Source organism: Streptomyces sp. NPDC101166 (genome assembly GCF_044768125.1).
Taxonomy (GTDB): domain Bacteria; phylum Actinomycetota; class Actinomycetes; order Streptomycetales; family Streptomycetaceae; genus Streptomyces.
In genome coordinates this window covers 123,249-138,481 of record NZ_JBIWPF010000017.1, presented here as the reverse complement: position 1 = coordinate 138,481, position 15,233 = coordinate 123,249, and the positions used below count along the sequence as shown (strand labels likewise).

General features: G+C 71.5%; 13 protein-coding genes and 1 pseudogene. 5 read left to right on the top strand and 9 right to left on the bottom strand.

All coding sequences use genetic code 11. The features are described 5' to 3' along the window. Positions 1-38 precede the first annotated feature (38 nt). Entirely contained in the window at positions 39-965 is a 927-nt protein-coding gene (gene mshD / locus ACIRS4_RS27835) for a mycothiol synthase (RefSeq protein ID WP_404201189.1), read from the bottom strand. Between the two features lie 323 nt (positions 966-1,288). On the opposite strand from mshD, the gene ACIRS4_RS27830 reads away from it, so the two are divergent. Then, positions 1,289-3,091 carry a bifunctional metallophosphatase/5'-nucleotidase gene (locus ACIRS4_RS27830; protein WP_404201187.1) on the top strand — a complete coding sequence of 601 codons (1,803 nt, stop codon included), beginning with the start codon at positions 1,289-1,291 and terminating at the stop codon, positions 3,089-3,091. 94 nt (positions 3,092-3,185) lie between these two features. Here the strand turns inward: ACIRS4_RS27830 and ACIRS4_RS27825 are convergent, their stop codons facing one another. Beyond that, a complete protein-coding gene (locus ACIRS4_RS27825) occupies positions 3,186-4,955 on the bottom strand; it encodes a hypothetical protein (RefSeq protein WP_404201185.1) in 1,770 nt (589 codons plus the stop codon). Positions 4,956-5,225: 270 nt separating this feature from the next. On the opposite strand from ACIRS4_RS27825, the gene ACIRS4_RS27820 reads away from it, so the two are divergent. Both ACIRS4_RS27820 and ACIRS4_RS27815 read left to right on the top strand, forming a co-directional pair. Then, a complete protein-coding gene (locus ACIRS4_RS27820; RefSeq protein WP_404201183.1) occupies positions 5,226-6,200 on the top strand; it encodes a hypothetical protein in 975 nt (324 codons plus the stop codon). Positions 6,201-6,526: 326 nt separating this feature from the next. Beyond that, the gene (locus ACIRS4_RS27815) at positions 6,527-6,691 is read left to right on the top strand and encodes a hypothetical protein (protein ID WP_404201181.1); all 165 of its coding nucleotides are present in this window, start codon (positions 6,527-6,529) and stop codon (positions 6,689-6,691) included. 142 nt (positions 6,692-6,833) lie between these two features. Here ACIRS4_RS27815 and ACIRS4_RS27810 read toward each other — a convergent pair. The 7 genes and pseudogenes from ACIRS4_RS27810 to ACIRS4_RS27780 form a co-directional block, all read right to left on the bottom strand. Further along, positions 6,834-7,808: pseudogene (locus ACIRS4_RS27810) on the bottom strand (pectinesterase family protein); the annotation flags it as partial. 235 nt (positions 7,809-8,043) lie between these two features. Continuing rightward, entirely contained in the window at positions 8,044-9,495 is a 1,452-nt protein-coding gene (locus tag ACIRS4_RS27805; protein WP_404201179.1) for an ATP-binding protein, read from the bottom strand. Continuing rightward, complete coding sequence (locus tag ACIRS4_RS27800; RefSeq protein WP_404201177.1) at positions 9,492-10,226, bottom strand: response regulator transcription factor; 735 nt, start codon at positions 10,224-10,226, stop codon at positions 9,492-9,494. Before ACIRS4_RS27800 ends, ACIRS4_RS27805 begins: the two co-directional genes overlap by 4 nt. 102 nt (positions 10,227-10,328) lie before the next feature. Beyond that, positions 10,329-10,538 carry a hypothetical protein gene (locus ACIRS4_RS27795; protein ID WP_404201175.1) on the bottom strand — a complete coding sequence of 70 codons (210 nt, stop codon included), beginning with the start codon at positions 10,536-10,538 and terminating at the stop codon, positions 10,329-10,331. A gap of 27 nt (positions 10,539-10,565) precedes the next feature. Continuing rightward, positions 10,566-11,768 carry a S1C family serine protease gene (locus ACIRS4_RS27790; protein ID WP_404201173.1) on the bottom strand — a complete coding sequence of 401 codons (1,203 nt, stop codon included), beginning with the start codon at positions 11,766-11,768 and terminating at the stop codon, positions 10,566-10,568. Positions 11,769-11,925: 157 nt separating this feature from the next. Beyond that, positions 11,926-12,948 carry a LacI family DNA-binding transcriptional regulator gene (locus ACIRS4_RS27785; protein WP_404201171.1) on the bottom strand — a complete coding sequence of 341 codons (1,023 nt, stop codon included), beginning with the start codon at positions 12,946-12,948 and terminating at the stop codon, positions 11,926-11,928. Between the two features lie 105 nt (positions 12,949-13,053). Further along, a complete protein-coding gene (locus ACIRS4_RS27780) occupies positions 13,054-13,833 on the bottom strand; it encodes a winged-helix domain-containing protein (protein ID WP_404201169.1) in 780 nt (259 codons plus the stop codon). Between the two features lie 233 nt (positions 13,834-14,066). Here ACIRS4_RS27780 and ACIRS4_RS27775 point away from each other — a divergent pair, with 233 nt between their 5' ends. Together ACIRS4_RS27775 and ACIRS4_RS27770 are read left to right on the top strand one after the other, a co-directional pair. Then, positions 14,067-14,918 (top strand): alpha/beta hydrolase family protein, encoded by an 852-nt coding sequence (locus tag ACIRS4_RS27775; RefSeq protein WP_404201167.1) that lies wholly within the window; start codon positions 14,067-14,069, stop codon positions 14,916-14,918. A gap of 58 nt (positions 14,919-14,976) precedes the next feature. Next, the gene (locus ACIRS4_RS27770) at positions 14,977-15,231 is read left to right on the top strand and encodes a MoaD/ThiS family protein (protein ID WP_404201165.1); all 255 of its coding nucleotides are present in this window, start codon (positions 14,977-14,979) and stop codon (positions 15,229-15,231) included. The last annotated feature ends 2 nt before the right edge of the window (positions 15,232-15,233 follow it).

Below are 15,233 nucleotides of genomic sequence, written 5' to 3'. Positions count from 1 at the left end.
GTTCAGGCGTCCGGCGCTCCAGGAGACCTGACTGACTCTCACGTCTCCGTCCGGTACATGAGGTCCGTCTCATGGGTGACGAATCCCAGCCGCTCGTAGACCGAGACCGCCGCCTTGTTGTCGGCGTCGACGTACAGCATCGCCGTGGGCAGGCCCTGCCCGGCGAGATGCCGCAGGCCGATCGTGGTGAGGGACTTGCCGAGCCCCCCGCCCTGCGCGCCGGGCGCCACACCGAGGACGTACACCTCGCCGAGCTGCTCCTCGGCGTGGACCTTCGTCCAGTGGAAGCCGACGAGCCGCTCGCCGTGGAAGGCGAGGAAGAAGCCCGCCGGGTCGAACCACGGCTCGGACTCGCGGTCGTCGAGGTCGCGCTGGGTGAGGGAGCCCTGCTCGGGATGGTGGGCGAAGGCGGCGGAGTTGACGGCGAGCCAGTCGCCGTCGTCCTGACCAGGGACGAAGGGCCGGACGTGCACGCCCTCGGGCAGCACCGGGTCGGGCAGGTCGAGGCCGGTCAACGGCCGCCGCATCTGCCGCAGTTCGCGGAACAGGGTCAGCCCGAGGACCTGGGCGAGGTGCCGGGCGGCGGGGTGGCCGCCGTGGGCCCAGACGCGCAGCCGCTTGCCGGAGGCGGCGAGGAGGGCGGAGCCGAGCGCGCGGCCGTGTCCGTGGCCGCGGTGGGAGGGGTGGACGACGAGTTCGGCGGCCGGCGCCTCGACGGGGTCGGTGTCCTCCAACTGGGCGTAGCCGACGAGTTCGTCGCCGAGGGTGAGCAGCAGATGGGCGACGCCGTCCCGGGGGCCGCCGCGCAACTGCAGCCGGCCCTGCTCGGACACAGCCTGCTGGCCGTCGTTCCGGGCGGCCTCCGCGAGCAGGTCGAGGACGGCCTCGGTCTGCTCGGGGGAGAGCGCGGAGTGGGTCTCGATGGATCGGGAGCCGTAGGTCCGTGCGGCGTCGTCGCTGGTCATGCGTACGAGGGTAAACGGCGGGCCGGGCAAAGCGACGGCGACAGGGAGAGCGTGGGCGAACGCGCTGCGGACGGCGGACCGAGGACGGGAACCAGCCATGCGAAGGACAGGGCGAGAGCCGGCCGAAGACAAGGGCAGGGCCAGGGCCGCGGGCAAAGGGAAATCAGGATGTGACCTGAACCCCCTGTCGCGCTACGCGCGTTGACCTTAGGCTGCGGCCCGACGGGGCCGCTTGTCTCCGGGGTCCGAGGACCCCTCATACGCCTCTCAGGGCCGCCCGGCCCGGAGGACCCCGACACCATCGCCGACACACAGGGGGGCGCATGCCAGCCACTTCCCAGTCGTATCCGAGCCGCAGACGCCGTACGTACCGTCTGGTCGCGGCGGCCGCCGCTCTCGCCACCGCCGGCGCCCTGGCCGCGGCGATGCCGGCCGACGCCCACGACGCCAAGGACTCCGGCAAGCAGGACGACCGCTACCAGGACGTCCAGCTGCTGTCCTTCAACGACCTGCACGGCAACCTCGAACCGCCGTCCGGCTCCTCCGGCCGGGTCACGGAGGTCCAGGCGGACGGCACCACGAAGACGATCGACGCGGGCGGCGTCGAGTACCTCGCCACGCACCTGCGCGAGGCGCGCAAGGGCGACCGCTACTCCATCACCGCGGCCGGCGGCGACATGGTCGGCGCCTCCCCGCTGATCTCGGGTCTGTTCCACGACGAGCCCACCATCGAGGCGCTGAACAAGCTCCAGCTGGACGTCACCTCCGTCGGCAACCACGAGTTCGACGAGGGCGCGAAGGAACTCCGCCGGCTGCAGAAGGGCGGCTGTCACCCGACCGACGGCTGCTACACGGACGAGCGGTTCCAGGGCGCCGACTTCCCGTACCTCGCGGCGAACGTGCAGGACGAGAAGACCGGCAACCCGATCCTGAAGCCGTACTGGGTGTGGAAGGAGCACGGCGTCAAGATCGGCTTCATCGGTGTGACCCTGGAGGACACACCGGGCGTGGTCTCCGCCGAGGGCGTCAAGGGCCTGAAGTTCAAGGACGAGGTCGAGACGATCAACAAGTACGCCAAGGAGCTGCAGAGCCAGGGCGTGAAGTCGATCGTGGCGCTGATCCACGAGGGCGGCCTGCCGGCCTCCACCTCGTACAACTACAACTGCGACTCGCCGGGCGCGGGCGACGGGATCTCCGGCCCCATCGTCGACATCGCCAAGAACGTCACGCCCGAGGTGGACGCGCTGGTGACGGGGCACACCCACGCCGCGTACGCGTGCACGATCAACGACCCGGCGGGCCGGCCGCGGACCGTCACCTCGGCCGCGTCCTTCGGCCGTCTCTACACGGACACCACGCTGACCTACGACCGCGTCACGGGTGACATCGCCCGCACGGCGGTCAAGTCCGCGAACCACGTGGTCACCCGGACGGTCCCCAAGGCCCCTGACATGACCGAGCTGATCGCCAAGTGGAACACCCTGGCGGCCCCCATCGGCAACCGCCCGATCGGCTATGTCTCCGGTGACGTCCCCAACACGGGCACCGAGTCCCCGATGGGTGACCTGATCGCGGACGCGCAGCTCTGGTACGGCAGGAAGCTCGACACCGACACCGACCTGGCGCTGATGAACCCGGGCGGCGTCCGGGCCGGCATCACCTACGCGGCCAAGGGCGCAGAGGGCGACGGCGTGGTGACGTACGCCGAGGGCTTCACCGTGCAGCCGTTCTCCAACACCGTGAACCTGCAGAGCTTCACCGGCGCCCAGCTGATCCAGGTGCTCAAGGAGCAGGTGAGCGGCTCGAACACGAGCGCGCCGAAGATCCTCCAGCCGTCCGCCAACCTGACGTACACCCTGGACCTGACGAAGACCGGCGCCGACCGGGTCGTCACGGACTCCATCAGGCTGAACGGCGCGCCCATCGACCCGGCCGCCGGCTACCGCGTCGCCACCAACAGCTTCCTCGCGGGCGGCGGCGACGGCTTCCCCACGCTGGGCCTCGGCACCGGTGACGTCGTCGGCGCCGACGACCTGACGGCGCTCGAGCAGTACCTGACCGCCAACTCCTCGGCCACGAACCCGATCGCGCCCCCGACCGCGACCCGGATCACCGTCGTGAAGTAGCCCGAAGGGCCGGTCGACCGGCATGCACACGGGGCCTGTTCCGTGCGGTCCGCACCGCACGGGACAGGCCCCGTTCGTCTTCTGCGGCCCCCGCTCAGCCCTGGGTCAGCAGCAGGCGGATCGAGCCGTCGGCGTTCTCCTTGCGCCAGGGGTACTCGCAGACCATCTTCTCGACCGGCACGGGCGCCTCGACGTACGTGCGCTCGGGGTAGGCCTGGCACTTGTGCCGGTCGGCGTACTTGGGGCAGGCGCCGTCGGGCTTGCGGAACTGGTGGGCCTGCCAGGCGAGGGTGCCCGCGAGCTTCTCGCCCGGCGCGGTCGGCAGGTACTGGTTGCTGAAGAACGAGCCGATCATGCCGCCGGCGAGCGCCAGCGCGAGCAGCGCCCCCACCGCCGTGAACTGCTGCCGCGACCCGCGCGTCGTCCCACCCGGCAGGGCACGGAGGAGCGGCGTGAGCTTTCGCACCGCGAAAACGCAGGCCAGCACCGTCAGCGCGGTGAGCGTCACCTGGATGACGATCATGGTGCGGGGGAACAGCTGGACCTGCTGGTCCGCTTCCATGTGCCCGGCCAGCCAGAACCGGATGAACCAGGCGCTCGCGAAGCAGGCGAGCGGGGCGACCACGACGGCCTTGCGCAGCCCGAGCGCGACGGCGACGCCGAGCCCGATCAGGACGATCACGGCGTAGGTGTGCAGTCCGGCGAACTCGCCGAAGCCGGGGTACTCCCCGGGCTCGTCCCAGGCCCGGCTGCTGAGCGGCGTGGTGCCGATGTAGGCGGGCTCGGTGAGGGTGTAGCCGGAGCACCATTGGTCGCGGGTGCCGGTCGCGCCGAGCAGCACCCGCAGATACGGGCCCGCCACCACGAGGAACCCGGCCAGCGAACCGCCGAGGAACAGCAGTCCGCGCAGCCGTCCGGTCTGCCAGGGGTAGAAGAAGAGGACGGCGACGAGCACGCCCGGCAGGGACCACACGTGCCAGCCGGAGTACACGAGGAAGAGCAGTCCGAAGACGACGCCCAGGAACGCTCCCCGCCCCGCCGTCCCGCGGGCGGTGAAGCGGGGCGAGGCGCGCAGCCACAGCAGCAGCTTCGCGATGAGCGGCACGAGGGCGACGAGGACGAAGGGGCTGTAGGGCTTGTGCGGCAGCGTCTGCTGGAGCGCGGGCAGCAGACCGACGGCGAGCGCCGGCAGCGGCCGCAGGCACGACCGCCAGGCCAGGTAGGCGACCGGTCCGGTCAGCGCGACGAACGCGATGAACAGCCACTTCAGCCCGAAGGCCGGCTGCCCGCCGAAGAGGCCGGCCTTGGCCGCGTATCCCAGGATGTACGGCACGCCCGGCGGATAGAACGCGTCCATCGAGCCGGTGTGCAGAATCTCCTCCGCCCAGCCGAGGATGCGGTTGTTGTCGCCGTAGGGTCCGTTGAGGGGCCAGGGGGTGCCGCGCAGGGCGAAGACCTGGCCCGCGCCGATGAACCCGGTGCTCAGCCCGGCGACGGCCGCGGCGGCCAGCCGGACCGTCACCGCCCGCACCCGCTCGCTCCCGCGCACGGTCGCCCAGCCCACCACGGCGAGCACGACCAGCACGAGCAGCGCCAGCCGGAACTGAAGGTTCGACAGCCCGCTGACCTGACCCACCCGCGTGACGGGGCTGTTGGCGACCGTCACTCCCCAGGCGGTGAACCCCAGCGCCGTCGCCACGGCGACCACGCACTCGGCGGCGGCCGGCCACCAGCGACGGGCGAGCACCCGCGAACGCTCCTCGACCGCACGGCGACCGGCCGGCGGTATCGCCTCCCGGTCGGCCTCGGGCGCCTCATCGACCTGGGACGGCACGGCCGTCTCCACGGACGGGGATGTCTTCAACTGTGTCTCCATGGTGAGCGGCCGGGCAGGGGACATCAGCCGCCGCGAACGTGAAAAGCCGGGCACCGGCGAACCTCGGTGCCCTCAGGACCGTCAGAGATGAGGGCCCCCAAGAGAGATGACGACAGATCAGCCTCCCCGGGTTCCTCCACGAACCCTCCGAACAACACGTCCGAGCCTGCGCCTGATCCGGACCGGCATCGACGGCGGCTCGGGAACGGGCCTGATCTCCACGACGAACCGCCCGCCTTTCGGGCCGACGCTCACCGTGTGCGGGCGGTCGTCGCCGTCGGCCCGCGGCAGGACGACGACCCGCTGTTCGGCCTGCCCCGGGACGTCGGTCCCGAGTGCCACGCCCAGGCCGCCATGGGCGGTCAGCCCCTCGGCGGCGCACCGCAGGGAGACTTCCCACTCGCCGGGCCCGAGGGGGCGGCCGTCATCGGCAGCGGCGAGATCGACCGAGGCGCGGAACCCGGCGCGAGCGGTGACCAGTTCACGATGCGTGTCGTCATCCACGCCATGGACCGCTGGGACTTCAACGAGGGCATGACCGACGTCGCCACCGGCACGCCCGACAGTGTGAATGGACGTTTCGCCGAACTCGGCTGGGCAGCCGTTCCTCACTTCCGGGACCGCGACGAGGACTGTCACGTGGACGAGGAGCGATACCCTTGGCAACACCTCGATTTCCGGAGGCGGAGGGCGATGAGGTTGCACCGTCACCTGACCCGTACGTTGCCAGTCTCCTTGGTGACCGCCCTGACGCTCACATCCTGCGGATCCGAAACGCAGGCTACGGATAGTCCGCCCCGCCGCCTTGTCGGTGAGTGCACGGTGCGGCAGGAGATCGATCAGGTCACCGCACGGTTTCCCGCATTCAAGGAGCTCGAGTCCACGTCGTGGTGCGGAATCACACCCAAGAGCGAGTCCAGGGTGCCAGGACCGACGGACGTGCGTCTCGTTGGAGTCCTCAACTCCGTGGATGACGCGGCCGTGCGGAAGCATGTCGAGGATCCGGCCCTGTCGTTCAAGCCTCTCGCCCCACAGGATGTGCCGTCCGAGATCGAAAAGGCGCTGCCCGAAGGGGCACAGTGGATGGCGAGCGAGCAGTTCGACAAGCTCATCACCGGTGACCTCTACAGCGGGACCTTCTATATAGACGAGAAGTCGGCACAGGTCCTGTTCGACTGCATGAACCCCATCCGGAAGGACGAACCTGCGCCCAGTGTTGTGACCGTCGGCTGAAAGGCTGGCGGGAGGGACCGGCCCTGCTGATATGGCGGCCGGTCCCTCTGGCTGCTGGCTGAGCTGCTGTCCCTGTAGGTGGCGCTGACGGGCTGCTGGGCGGCGTGCATCCCCCAGGAGGCCGCCGCCTCCAACTGCGGATCGCCGCGACCTGGCCCATGGCGACACGAGCTGACCAGTGCATTCACTCACCTCGCGGCCCTGCCCCGACCAGCTACCTGAACGGTGGGGCTCGCCTGCCCGGTCGGTCGTCCTGTGATCGTGCCGTCGGCCGCTCGCCCGGCGGCGTACGGACCACCCTCGCGCGGACCGAGGACGCGACCACGGTGACCGTGGCCGGCGGCCGGGTCGACGGCGTGGCGGCCCACGGCTCGGCCATCGTGCTCGCTGTGGCGGACGGTGACAGCACCCAGGTGATCGAGATCGACGCCGCCGGCGGCGAGGAGCGGCACCGGGTGCGGATCGCGGGCATGACCGCGTCCCCGCGCTGACCTGGAGCCCGGCGGGCTGGCTGGTCTACACGGAGGACACGGTCACCCGGGTGGAGCCGGCGGTGGGGCGGACGCGGGAGTTTCCGTTGCCTTGGGTCCTGCTGGACGCCTGACGCCGGCTCGGGGCGGGGCGGGGGTGCCGTTACGACGCCGACGGGGTCCAGCCCGCCAGCCAGTCCGCGATCTCCTGGTTCGCTGCCTGGGCGTCGGTCAGCTGGGGGCGGTCGCCGCTCGCCGCGCCCGCGCCGGCACCGGTGTTGCGGTACTCCGCGAAGCGGTCGTCCTTCCAGGAGAAGCCGCTCATGTCCGTCCACGGGGCGGTCCTGATCGCGGCGCTGAGGGTGGTGTTGCGGACCGTGGCCTGCGGGTCGAGGGTGGCGTCGCCGCCGGCGTGCCAGGGGCGGCCGAGGTAGAAGCTCCGGTTGGAGACGTCGCCGTTCACCGTGGAGTTGGCGATCAGCATGCCCTTGCGGTTCGCGGCCGTGCTGGGGGCGGTGACATAGCCGGCCGAGGTGCCGTTCCAGCGCTTCTTCAGGGTGATGACGGACCGGTCGATCACCGCGGTGGCCCGGCCGAAGATGAAGTCGACGTTGCCGATGACGGTGGAGTTCGCCATGTAGACGCGGCCCAGCCGGTCCTTGGACGCGGTGTCCAGGAGCAGGGTGTCCTGGTCGCCGCTGACGATGACGCCGTCCAGGACCACCTTGTCCGCGGCGGTGCGCAGGGCGACGGCCTGCTGGGCGATGTTCTGGTGGGCGGCCTCGTCGAAGTCGTTGGAGAAGGTCAGGTTGCGGGCCTGGAAGTCGTCCGCCTCGACGGCCACGGTGGCGCTGCCGCCCGTGCCGTAGGTGCCCGAGCCGTCGGGCTTCGGCGTCCCCGACGCGTTGTTGTAGACGATCACCGTGTCCTTGCGGCTGCCGCCCGCGCCCTGGATGGTGACGTGCGGCTTGTTGGAGGGGACCTTGACGAGTTCCCGGTACGTCCCCGGCTTGACCGAGATGACGACGCGGGAGGGGTTGTTCGCCGGTACGGCGTTCACCGCGGCCTGTACGGTCCGGTACTGGCCGGAGCCGTCCTGCGCGACCGTGAGGGTCGTGACGGCGGCCGCGGACGCCGTGCGCTGCGTGTCCGCGCCGAACAGTCCGAGATCGGTGCCGAGGCCGAGGGTGAGGGCGCCGGCCGTGGTCAGCGCGAGCGGAAGGCTCACCGCGGCGGCGCCGCGCCGGCGGTGAGTGGTCGGGCGGCGGAAGTCGCTCATGTGTGGGTTTCCGTTCCGTGCGAGGGCGGAGGGACCACCCTGACGACGTGCGGGTCATGCGGGGGTCGCCGCTCGCTGCGGAAAGGTTGCCGCCCTACGGAGCTTCGGGAACCTCCGGCGGCGGCACGGGCGCGCCCGGCAGACGGACGGTCGCCACCGTGCCGCCGCCCTCCGCGCGGGCCAGCGTGACCTGTCCGCCCGCCTCCTGCACCGTCCGGACGACGATCGACAGGCCGAGGCCCGAACCGGGGAGGGCGCGGGCGCCCGGGGAGCGCCAGAACCGGTCGAAGACGTACGGGAGTTCGTCCTCGGGGATGCCGGGGCCGTGGTCCCGGACGGTCAGCACGCCGTCGGCCAGCCGCACGTCGATCGCGCCGCCCTCGGGGCTGAACTTCACCGCGTTGTCGAGGATGTTGACCACCGCCCGTTCCAGAGCCGCCGGCTCCGCCCGGGTGAACCAGGGTTCCAGGGCCGCCGTGATGGTCAACTCCGGGCCGCGCAGCCGGGCCCGGCGCAGAGCCGCCTCCACGGTGTCCTCCAGGGACACCACCTGGACGCGCTCGCCCCGCTGCCCCTCCGAGCGGGACAGGACCTGCAAGTCGCCGATGAGCGCCGCCAGTTCGCTCATCTGCGCCTTGACCGAGGCGAGGAGCGCCTTGCGGTCGGCGGCGGGGAGGGGGCGGCCCGTCTCCTCGCTGCGGGTGAGCAGCTCGATGTTGGTACGCAACGACGTCAGGGGCGTGCGCAGTTCGTGGCCGGCGTCGGCGATCAACTGCTGTTGCAGCTCACGGGAGTCGGCGAGGGAGGCGGTCATCGAGTTGAAGGAACGGGAGAGCCGGGCGACCTCGTCGTCGCTCTCGTCCTCCACCGGGATGCGGATGCCGAGGTCCTCCGTCCGGGCCACGTGCTCGACGGCCTCGGTCAGCTTGTCCACGGGGCGCAGCCCGGCCCGGGCGACGGCGAGACCGGCGGCGCCCGCGCCGACCACTCCGACGCCGGAGACGAGGAGGAGGATGAGGGCGAGTTCGTTGAGGGTGGAGTGGGTGCTCTTCAGCGACACTCCGACGCTGATGGCGACATAGGACGGCTGCCCGCTGGCGTCCTGGGCGGGCTGCGGCACGGTCATCACACGGACCGGCGTGCCGTCGTCGGCCGTGCCGTCGCGGATGACGCCCTGGCCGGAGGCCCCGTTCTCGATCACGTCCTTGTCGGACTGGGTGACCTTGATCGCGCCGAGGGAGTCGTCCGTGACACACGGGGTGCCGTCGGCCATGACCACCTGGGTGTACAGGTTGCGGAAGGGCCTCGGATTCTGCGGGGTCCTGGTGCAGTTGAAGGAGGCGTTCTGCAACTGCACCCAGCTGCCGGGCTTCCCCCGCGCCGCCTGCTCCAGGTCGTCGTTGACCTGGTCGTACAGCTTCCCCTGCACGATGAACCAGCACGTCACCGACACCGCCGCCACCGCGAACGCCACCGCCGCGGCGACCAGCATCGACAGACGGGCCCGGATGGGGAGGGTCCGCAGCCGCCGTACGAGCTTGTTCACTCCGCGCCGCCCTGCCGCAACACGTACCCCACGCCCCGCACGGTGTGTACGAGCCGGGGCTCGCCGCCCGCCTCCGTCTTGCGGCGCAGGTACATCACGTACACGTCGAGCGAGTTCGACGACGGCTCGAAGTCGAAGCCCCAGACGGCCTTGAGGATCTGCTCGCGCGTGAGGACTTGGCGCGGGTGCGCCATGAACATCTCCAGCAGCGTGAACTCGGTCCGGGTCAGCTCCACCGGCCGCCCGGCCCGCGTCACCTCCCGCGTGGCCAGGTTCATGCGCAGGTCGGCGAAGGTGAGGGCGTCGTCCTCCTGGACGTGCTCTGTGACGGCCGCCGCGTAGGAGCTGCGGCGCAGCAGCGCGCGGACGCGGGCGAACAGCTCGTCGAGTTCGAACGGCTTGACCAGGTAGTCGTCGGCGCCCGCGTCGAGGCCGGTGACCCGGTCACCGACCGTGTCGCGGGCGGTCAGCATGAGGATGGGCGTGGTGTCGCCGGCCCCGCGGATGCGGCGGGCGGCGGTGAGGCCGTCCATGCGGGGCATCTGGATGTCGAGGACGACCAGGTCGGGCCGGTAGGCCGTCGCCTTCTCCAGGGCGTCGGCGCCGTCGACGGCGACCTCCGTGGCGTAGCCCTCGAAGGCGAGGCTGCGCTGGAGTGCTTCGCGCACCGCCGGCTCGTCGTCGACGATCAGGATGCGCTGCGGGTCACGGTCGCCTTCGGCGGGGCTCATGGGCGTGGATTCCTCGGGTGCGGTGGGAGGACGGGAGGCCGGACGGAGTGAACGGTTTCAGCGTCGCATGCTTCCCGGCGGGTGCGGGGCTCGTGTCCGGACTCAGCGGACCCGCACGGTCCGGCGGCGTCGGCGCGCGGTGGTCGTCCCGTCGGCGGTCGCCCCGGCGGTCGCCACCTCCGGGGCCCGCGTCAGCGCCGTCGTGGCCCGTGCCGTCGCCGTCGAGGTGTGCAGTCCGGCGGCCACCGCGAGCGCCAGCCCGAGGTCGGCCGCGCCGGCCCCCGACGCCGGGTGCGTTGTCTGCTTGATCATGGCGGGCTCCCTGCCGGTCGAAAGAGGTCAGTTGTCCGAGCCGCCGGAGCGCAGCGAGGCCAGGTCGGCCTTGACCGTGTTGATCGGGATGGCGAAGCCCAGGCCGACGCTGCCGGCGTCGGAGGAGGAGGACGCGTTGGCCGCGGAGTACATCGCGGAGTTGATGCCGATGATGTCGCCGCCGGCGTCGATCAGCGCGCCACCGGAGTTGCCGGGGTTGAGCGAGGCGTCCGTCTGGATCGCCTTGTACGTCGTCGTGGACGAGCCGGTGTCGCCGTTGAACTCCCGGCCGCCGAACTCGAACGGCCAACCGCCGCCCTGCTGTTGCTGCTGCTGACCCTGGTTCTCGTCCGTCGAGACGGTCACGTCGCGGTTCAGGGCGGAGACGATGCCGCTGGTGACGGTGCCGGTGAGGCCCTCGGGGGAGCCGATCGCCACGACGGTGTCACCGACCTGGACGCCGGCGGAGTCGCCGAGGGTGGCGGCCCTGAGACCGGAGGCGTTCCGCAGCTTGATCAGCGCGAGGTCCTTGGCGCTGTCGGTGCCGACGACCTGCGCGGTGTACTGCTTGCCGTCGCTCGTCCGCACCTTGATCGAGGAGGCGCCGGAGATCACGTGGTTGTTGGTGAGGATCTCGCCGTCGCCGGTGATGATCACACCGGAGCCGGTGGACGAGCCCCCGGCGAGGGTGGCGTTGATCTCCACGACGCTCGGGCTGACCGCGGCGGCGATGGCGGCGACGTTGCCCGTCTTGCTGGAGGGGACGACGCTGGTGGTGGTCGAGGAGGAGACGACCTGGTCCTTGCCGGTCAGCTCCTGGATACCGAAGGCCGTGCCGCCGCCGATCGCGGCCGCGACGATCGCCACGGCGGCGAGCAGCGCGAGCGGGCCGCGGGTGCGCTTCTTCTTCGGCGCGGCGGGGCCGGCCGGTACCGGGCTGAGGAGAGCGGTCCCTCCGCCTTCGCCGAAGCCTCCGCCCGCCCCGGAGCCTGCGAAGCCGCCGCCTTCACCGAAGCCCCCGCCGGTGCCGAAGCCCCCGCCTGCTCCGGTCGATGCCTGTGGCTGTGGCTGCGGCTGCCACATGCCCGCGGGCTCGGCCGGCCGGTACGCCGGCGGAGGCGGCCACTCCGGGTTCACGGGGGTGGAGGCGTGCTGCGGGGCGCCCTGGTGAGGGTTCGCGTGGTTCTCGTACGCGTCGTGTTCGCCGCTGCGGCGGATGCTCTCGGTCATGGAACAGAGCTTCGCGCCCGACCATGAGAGGTCCCTGAGTGCTCCCTGAGAACCACGGCAGAACCTCGTCTGCCCGGTATAAAGCCGCCTCTCGGCACCCTGAGAGCCCTCTCAGGGAACCCTCATGAAGCCCGGCATCGGCCTACGAGCAGCCGCCCTAAGAGCAGCCGCAGGAGCCGCGGACGACCAGCCGCGAGGGGAACACCTTCAGCCGTTCGCGGCGTGAGCCCGCGACCCGCAGACCGTCGTCCAGGACCAGGTCCACCGCCGCGCGGGCCATCGCCGGACGGTCGGAGGCGACCGTGGTCAGGGGCGGGTCGGCGAGCGCGGCCTCCTTGATGTCGTCGAAGCCGGCGACGGCCAGCTCGCCGGGGACGTCGATGCGCAGTTCGCGCGCCGCCCGCAGCAGGCCGATCGCCTGGTCGTCGGTGGAGCAGAAGACGGCGGGCGGACGGTTCGGGCCCGACAGCAGCTCGAGGCCCACCTGATAGGCGTCGTACCGGTTGTAGGGGGCCTCGAAGAGCCGCCCCTCCGTGCTGACCCCGGCCTCGGCCATGGCGCGCCGCCAGCCCTCGACGTGGTCGGAGACGGGGTCGCCGACGGCGGGGGTCTCCGCGGTGCCGCCGACACAGGCGACGTACTCGTGGCCGTGCTCCAGCAGGTGGCGTACGGCGAGCTGCGCGCCGCCCAGGTCGTCGGTGACGACGGCGACGTCGTCGATGGCCTCGGGCCGCTCGTGCAGCAGGACCACCCGGGCGTCCCAGGCGTCGATCTCGGCGGCCGCGTTGTCGTTGAGCGCGTGGCTGACGAGGATCAGACCGGAGACCCGCATCCCCAGGAAGGCGCGCAGGTAGTGGACCTCGCGCTCGCCGATGTAGTCGGAGTTGCCGACGAGCACCATCTTGCCGCGCTCGGAGGCGGCCTGTTCGACCGCGTGCGCCATCTCGCCGAAGAAGGGCTGGCGCGCGTCCGGCACGATCAGGCCTATGAGGTCCGTGCGCCGGGACGCCATGGCCTGAGCGACGCGGTCGGGCCGGTACCCCAGTTCCTTGATCGCGGCGAGTACGCGCTCGCGCGTGGCCGGGGCGACCGGCCGGGGTCCGTTGTTGATGACATAGCTGACCACGGCAGTGGACGTCCCTGCCAGCCGCGCTACATCGTCCCTAGTCACCTTGGCCACGCGCGGAGTCTACGCGGATGGACCCGCTGCGGGCAGGGCGTGAAAGCGCCTTCCCGCGCGGCCGCCGCGCGCTCCCCGGGCGGCCGTCGCGAGTACCGGCGAGTACTAGGCCTCCGCCGAGACCTCTTCGGCGTCCACCGAAGGCATGTTGTCCGCATCCTCCGCCTTTGAGCGGCCCGCCTCGCCCTTGCTCTCGTCCGCGGCGCGGTCGACCTTCTCGGGCGTAACGAATCGGTAACCGACGTTCCGGACGGTCCCGATCAGCGACTCGTGCTCGGGTCCGAGCTTGGCGCGCAGCCGCCGTACGTGGACGTCGACGGTCCGGGTGCCGCCGAAGTAGTCGTAGCCCCAGACCTCCTGGAGCAGCTGCGCGCGGGTGAAGACCCGGCCCGGGTGCTGGGCCAGGTACTTCAGCAGCTCGAACTCCTTGAAGGTGAGGTCGAGGACGCGGCCCTTGAGCTTCGCGGAGTACGTCGCCTCGTCGACCGACAGGTCGCCGTTGCGGATCTCCATGGGGGAGTCGTCGTTGACGATCTGCTGGCGGCCCATGGCCAGCCGCAGGCGGGCCTCCACCTCGGCGGGACCGGCGGTGTCGAGGAGCACGTCGTCGATGCCCCAGTCGGCGGTGACGGCGGCGAGGCCGCCCTCGGTCACCACGAGGACGAGCGGACAGCCGGGGCCGGTGGAGCGCAGCAGCTGGCAGAGGCTGCGGACCTGCGGCAGATCACGGCGCCCGTCGATCAGGATGACGTCGGCGCCGGGGGTGTCGACGAGGGCGGGGCCCTCCGCCGGAGCCACGCGCACGTTGTGCAGCAGCAGTCCGAGAGCGGGGAGCACCTCCGTCGACGGCTGGAGGGCGTTGGTCAGGAGCAGCAGAGAACTCATACGTCTGGTTCCTCCTCGGTCCCTGCGAGGACGCTTCGGGTACTGCGGCACTTCGGCACCGCGCTGCTTCGGTACTGCGGTACGTGGGTACTGCGTCACTTCCGCTTTGCGTTCCCGGGGCCCGTACACCGGCGGTCACCTGGAGTTTCCCGCTTCGTATACAACGCTTCCGAAAGCACAAAAGGACCCGGGGGCAACGCTGCCCGAGTCCTCTGTCCAGCAGAATAGCCCACATGAGCAGCAGCCGGGCAGGTCATCGGGCCGGGCGTCCGCACTCCGAGACGGACGCGGGCGCGCCTTCCCGGACGTTTCTGCGCACGGCCGACGGCGTTTCCATCGACGCCGTGTACGACCCCGGAAAGGTCGCGCACCACGCCTCACGTCCACTTTCCGGCGCCGGCCGCACGCTTTCCCGTCACCCGGTGTTCGTGATCGCGCACGGATTCACCGGGGATGTGGATCGGCCGCATGTTCGGCGGGTGGCGGCGGCGTTCTCCGCGTACGGGGCGGCCGTCACCTTCTCCTTCCGCGGCCACGGCCGCTCCGGCGGGCACTCCACCGTCGGCGACCGCGAGGTGCTCGACCTGGCGGCGGCCGTCGAGTGGGCCCGCGGGCTCGGCCACGCGCGCGTGATCACCGTCGGTTTCTCCATGGGGGGATCGGTGGTGCTGCGGCACGCCGCGCTGCACCCCGGGGCGGTGGACGCGGTGGTCTCGGTGAGCGCGCCCGCCCGCTGGTACTACCGGGGCACCGCCCCCATGCGCAGGCTGCACTGGCTGGTCACCCGCCCCGCGGGCCGCCTGGTCGGCCGCTACGGCTTCCGCACGCGGATCCATCGCCGGGAGTGGGACCCGGTGCCGCTCTCCCCGACCGAGGCGGTCCCGCGGATCGCGCCGACGCCGCTGCTCCTGGTCCACGGCGACAGCGACGGCTACTTCCCCCTCGACCACCCCCTGATGCTGGCCGAGGCCGCAGGCGAGCACGGTGAACTCTGGCTGGAGCACGGCATGGGCCACGCCGAGAACGCCGCCGCCGACGCGCTGCTCGCCCGGATCGGGGACTGGGCCGTCTCCCGGGCGGGCTAGCCTGAGCTTCGTCGACCGTCGACAGATCGAGCATCGAGTCAGGAACCAGAGGAACGGCATGGCAAAGGTCACGGTGCGCTACTGGGCGGCCGCCAAGGCCGCGGCCGGGGTCGCCGAGGAGCCGTACGAAGCGGCCGACCTCGCCGAGGCGCTCCGTGCCGCGCGCGAGCGACACCCCGGTGAACTCGTGCGCGTCCTGCAGCGGTGCTCGTTCCTCGTCGACGGCGACCCGGTGGGCACCCGCGCACATGAGACGGTACGGCTGGCCGACGGCGGCACGGTCGAGGTGCTCCCGCCGTTCGCAGGAGGGTGAGG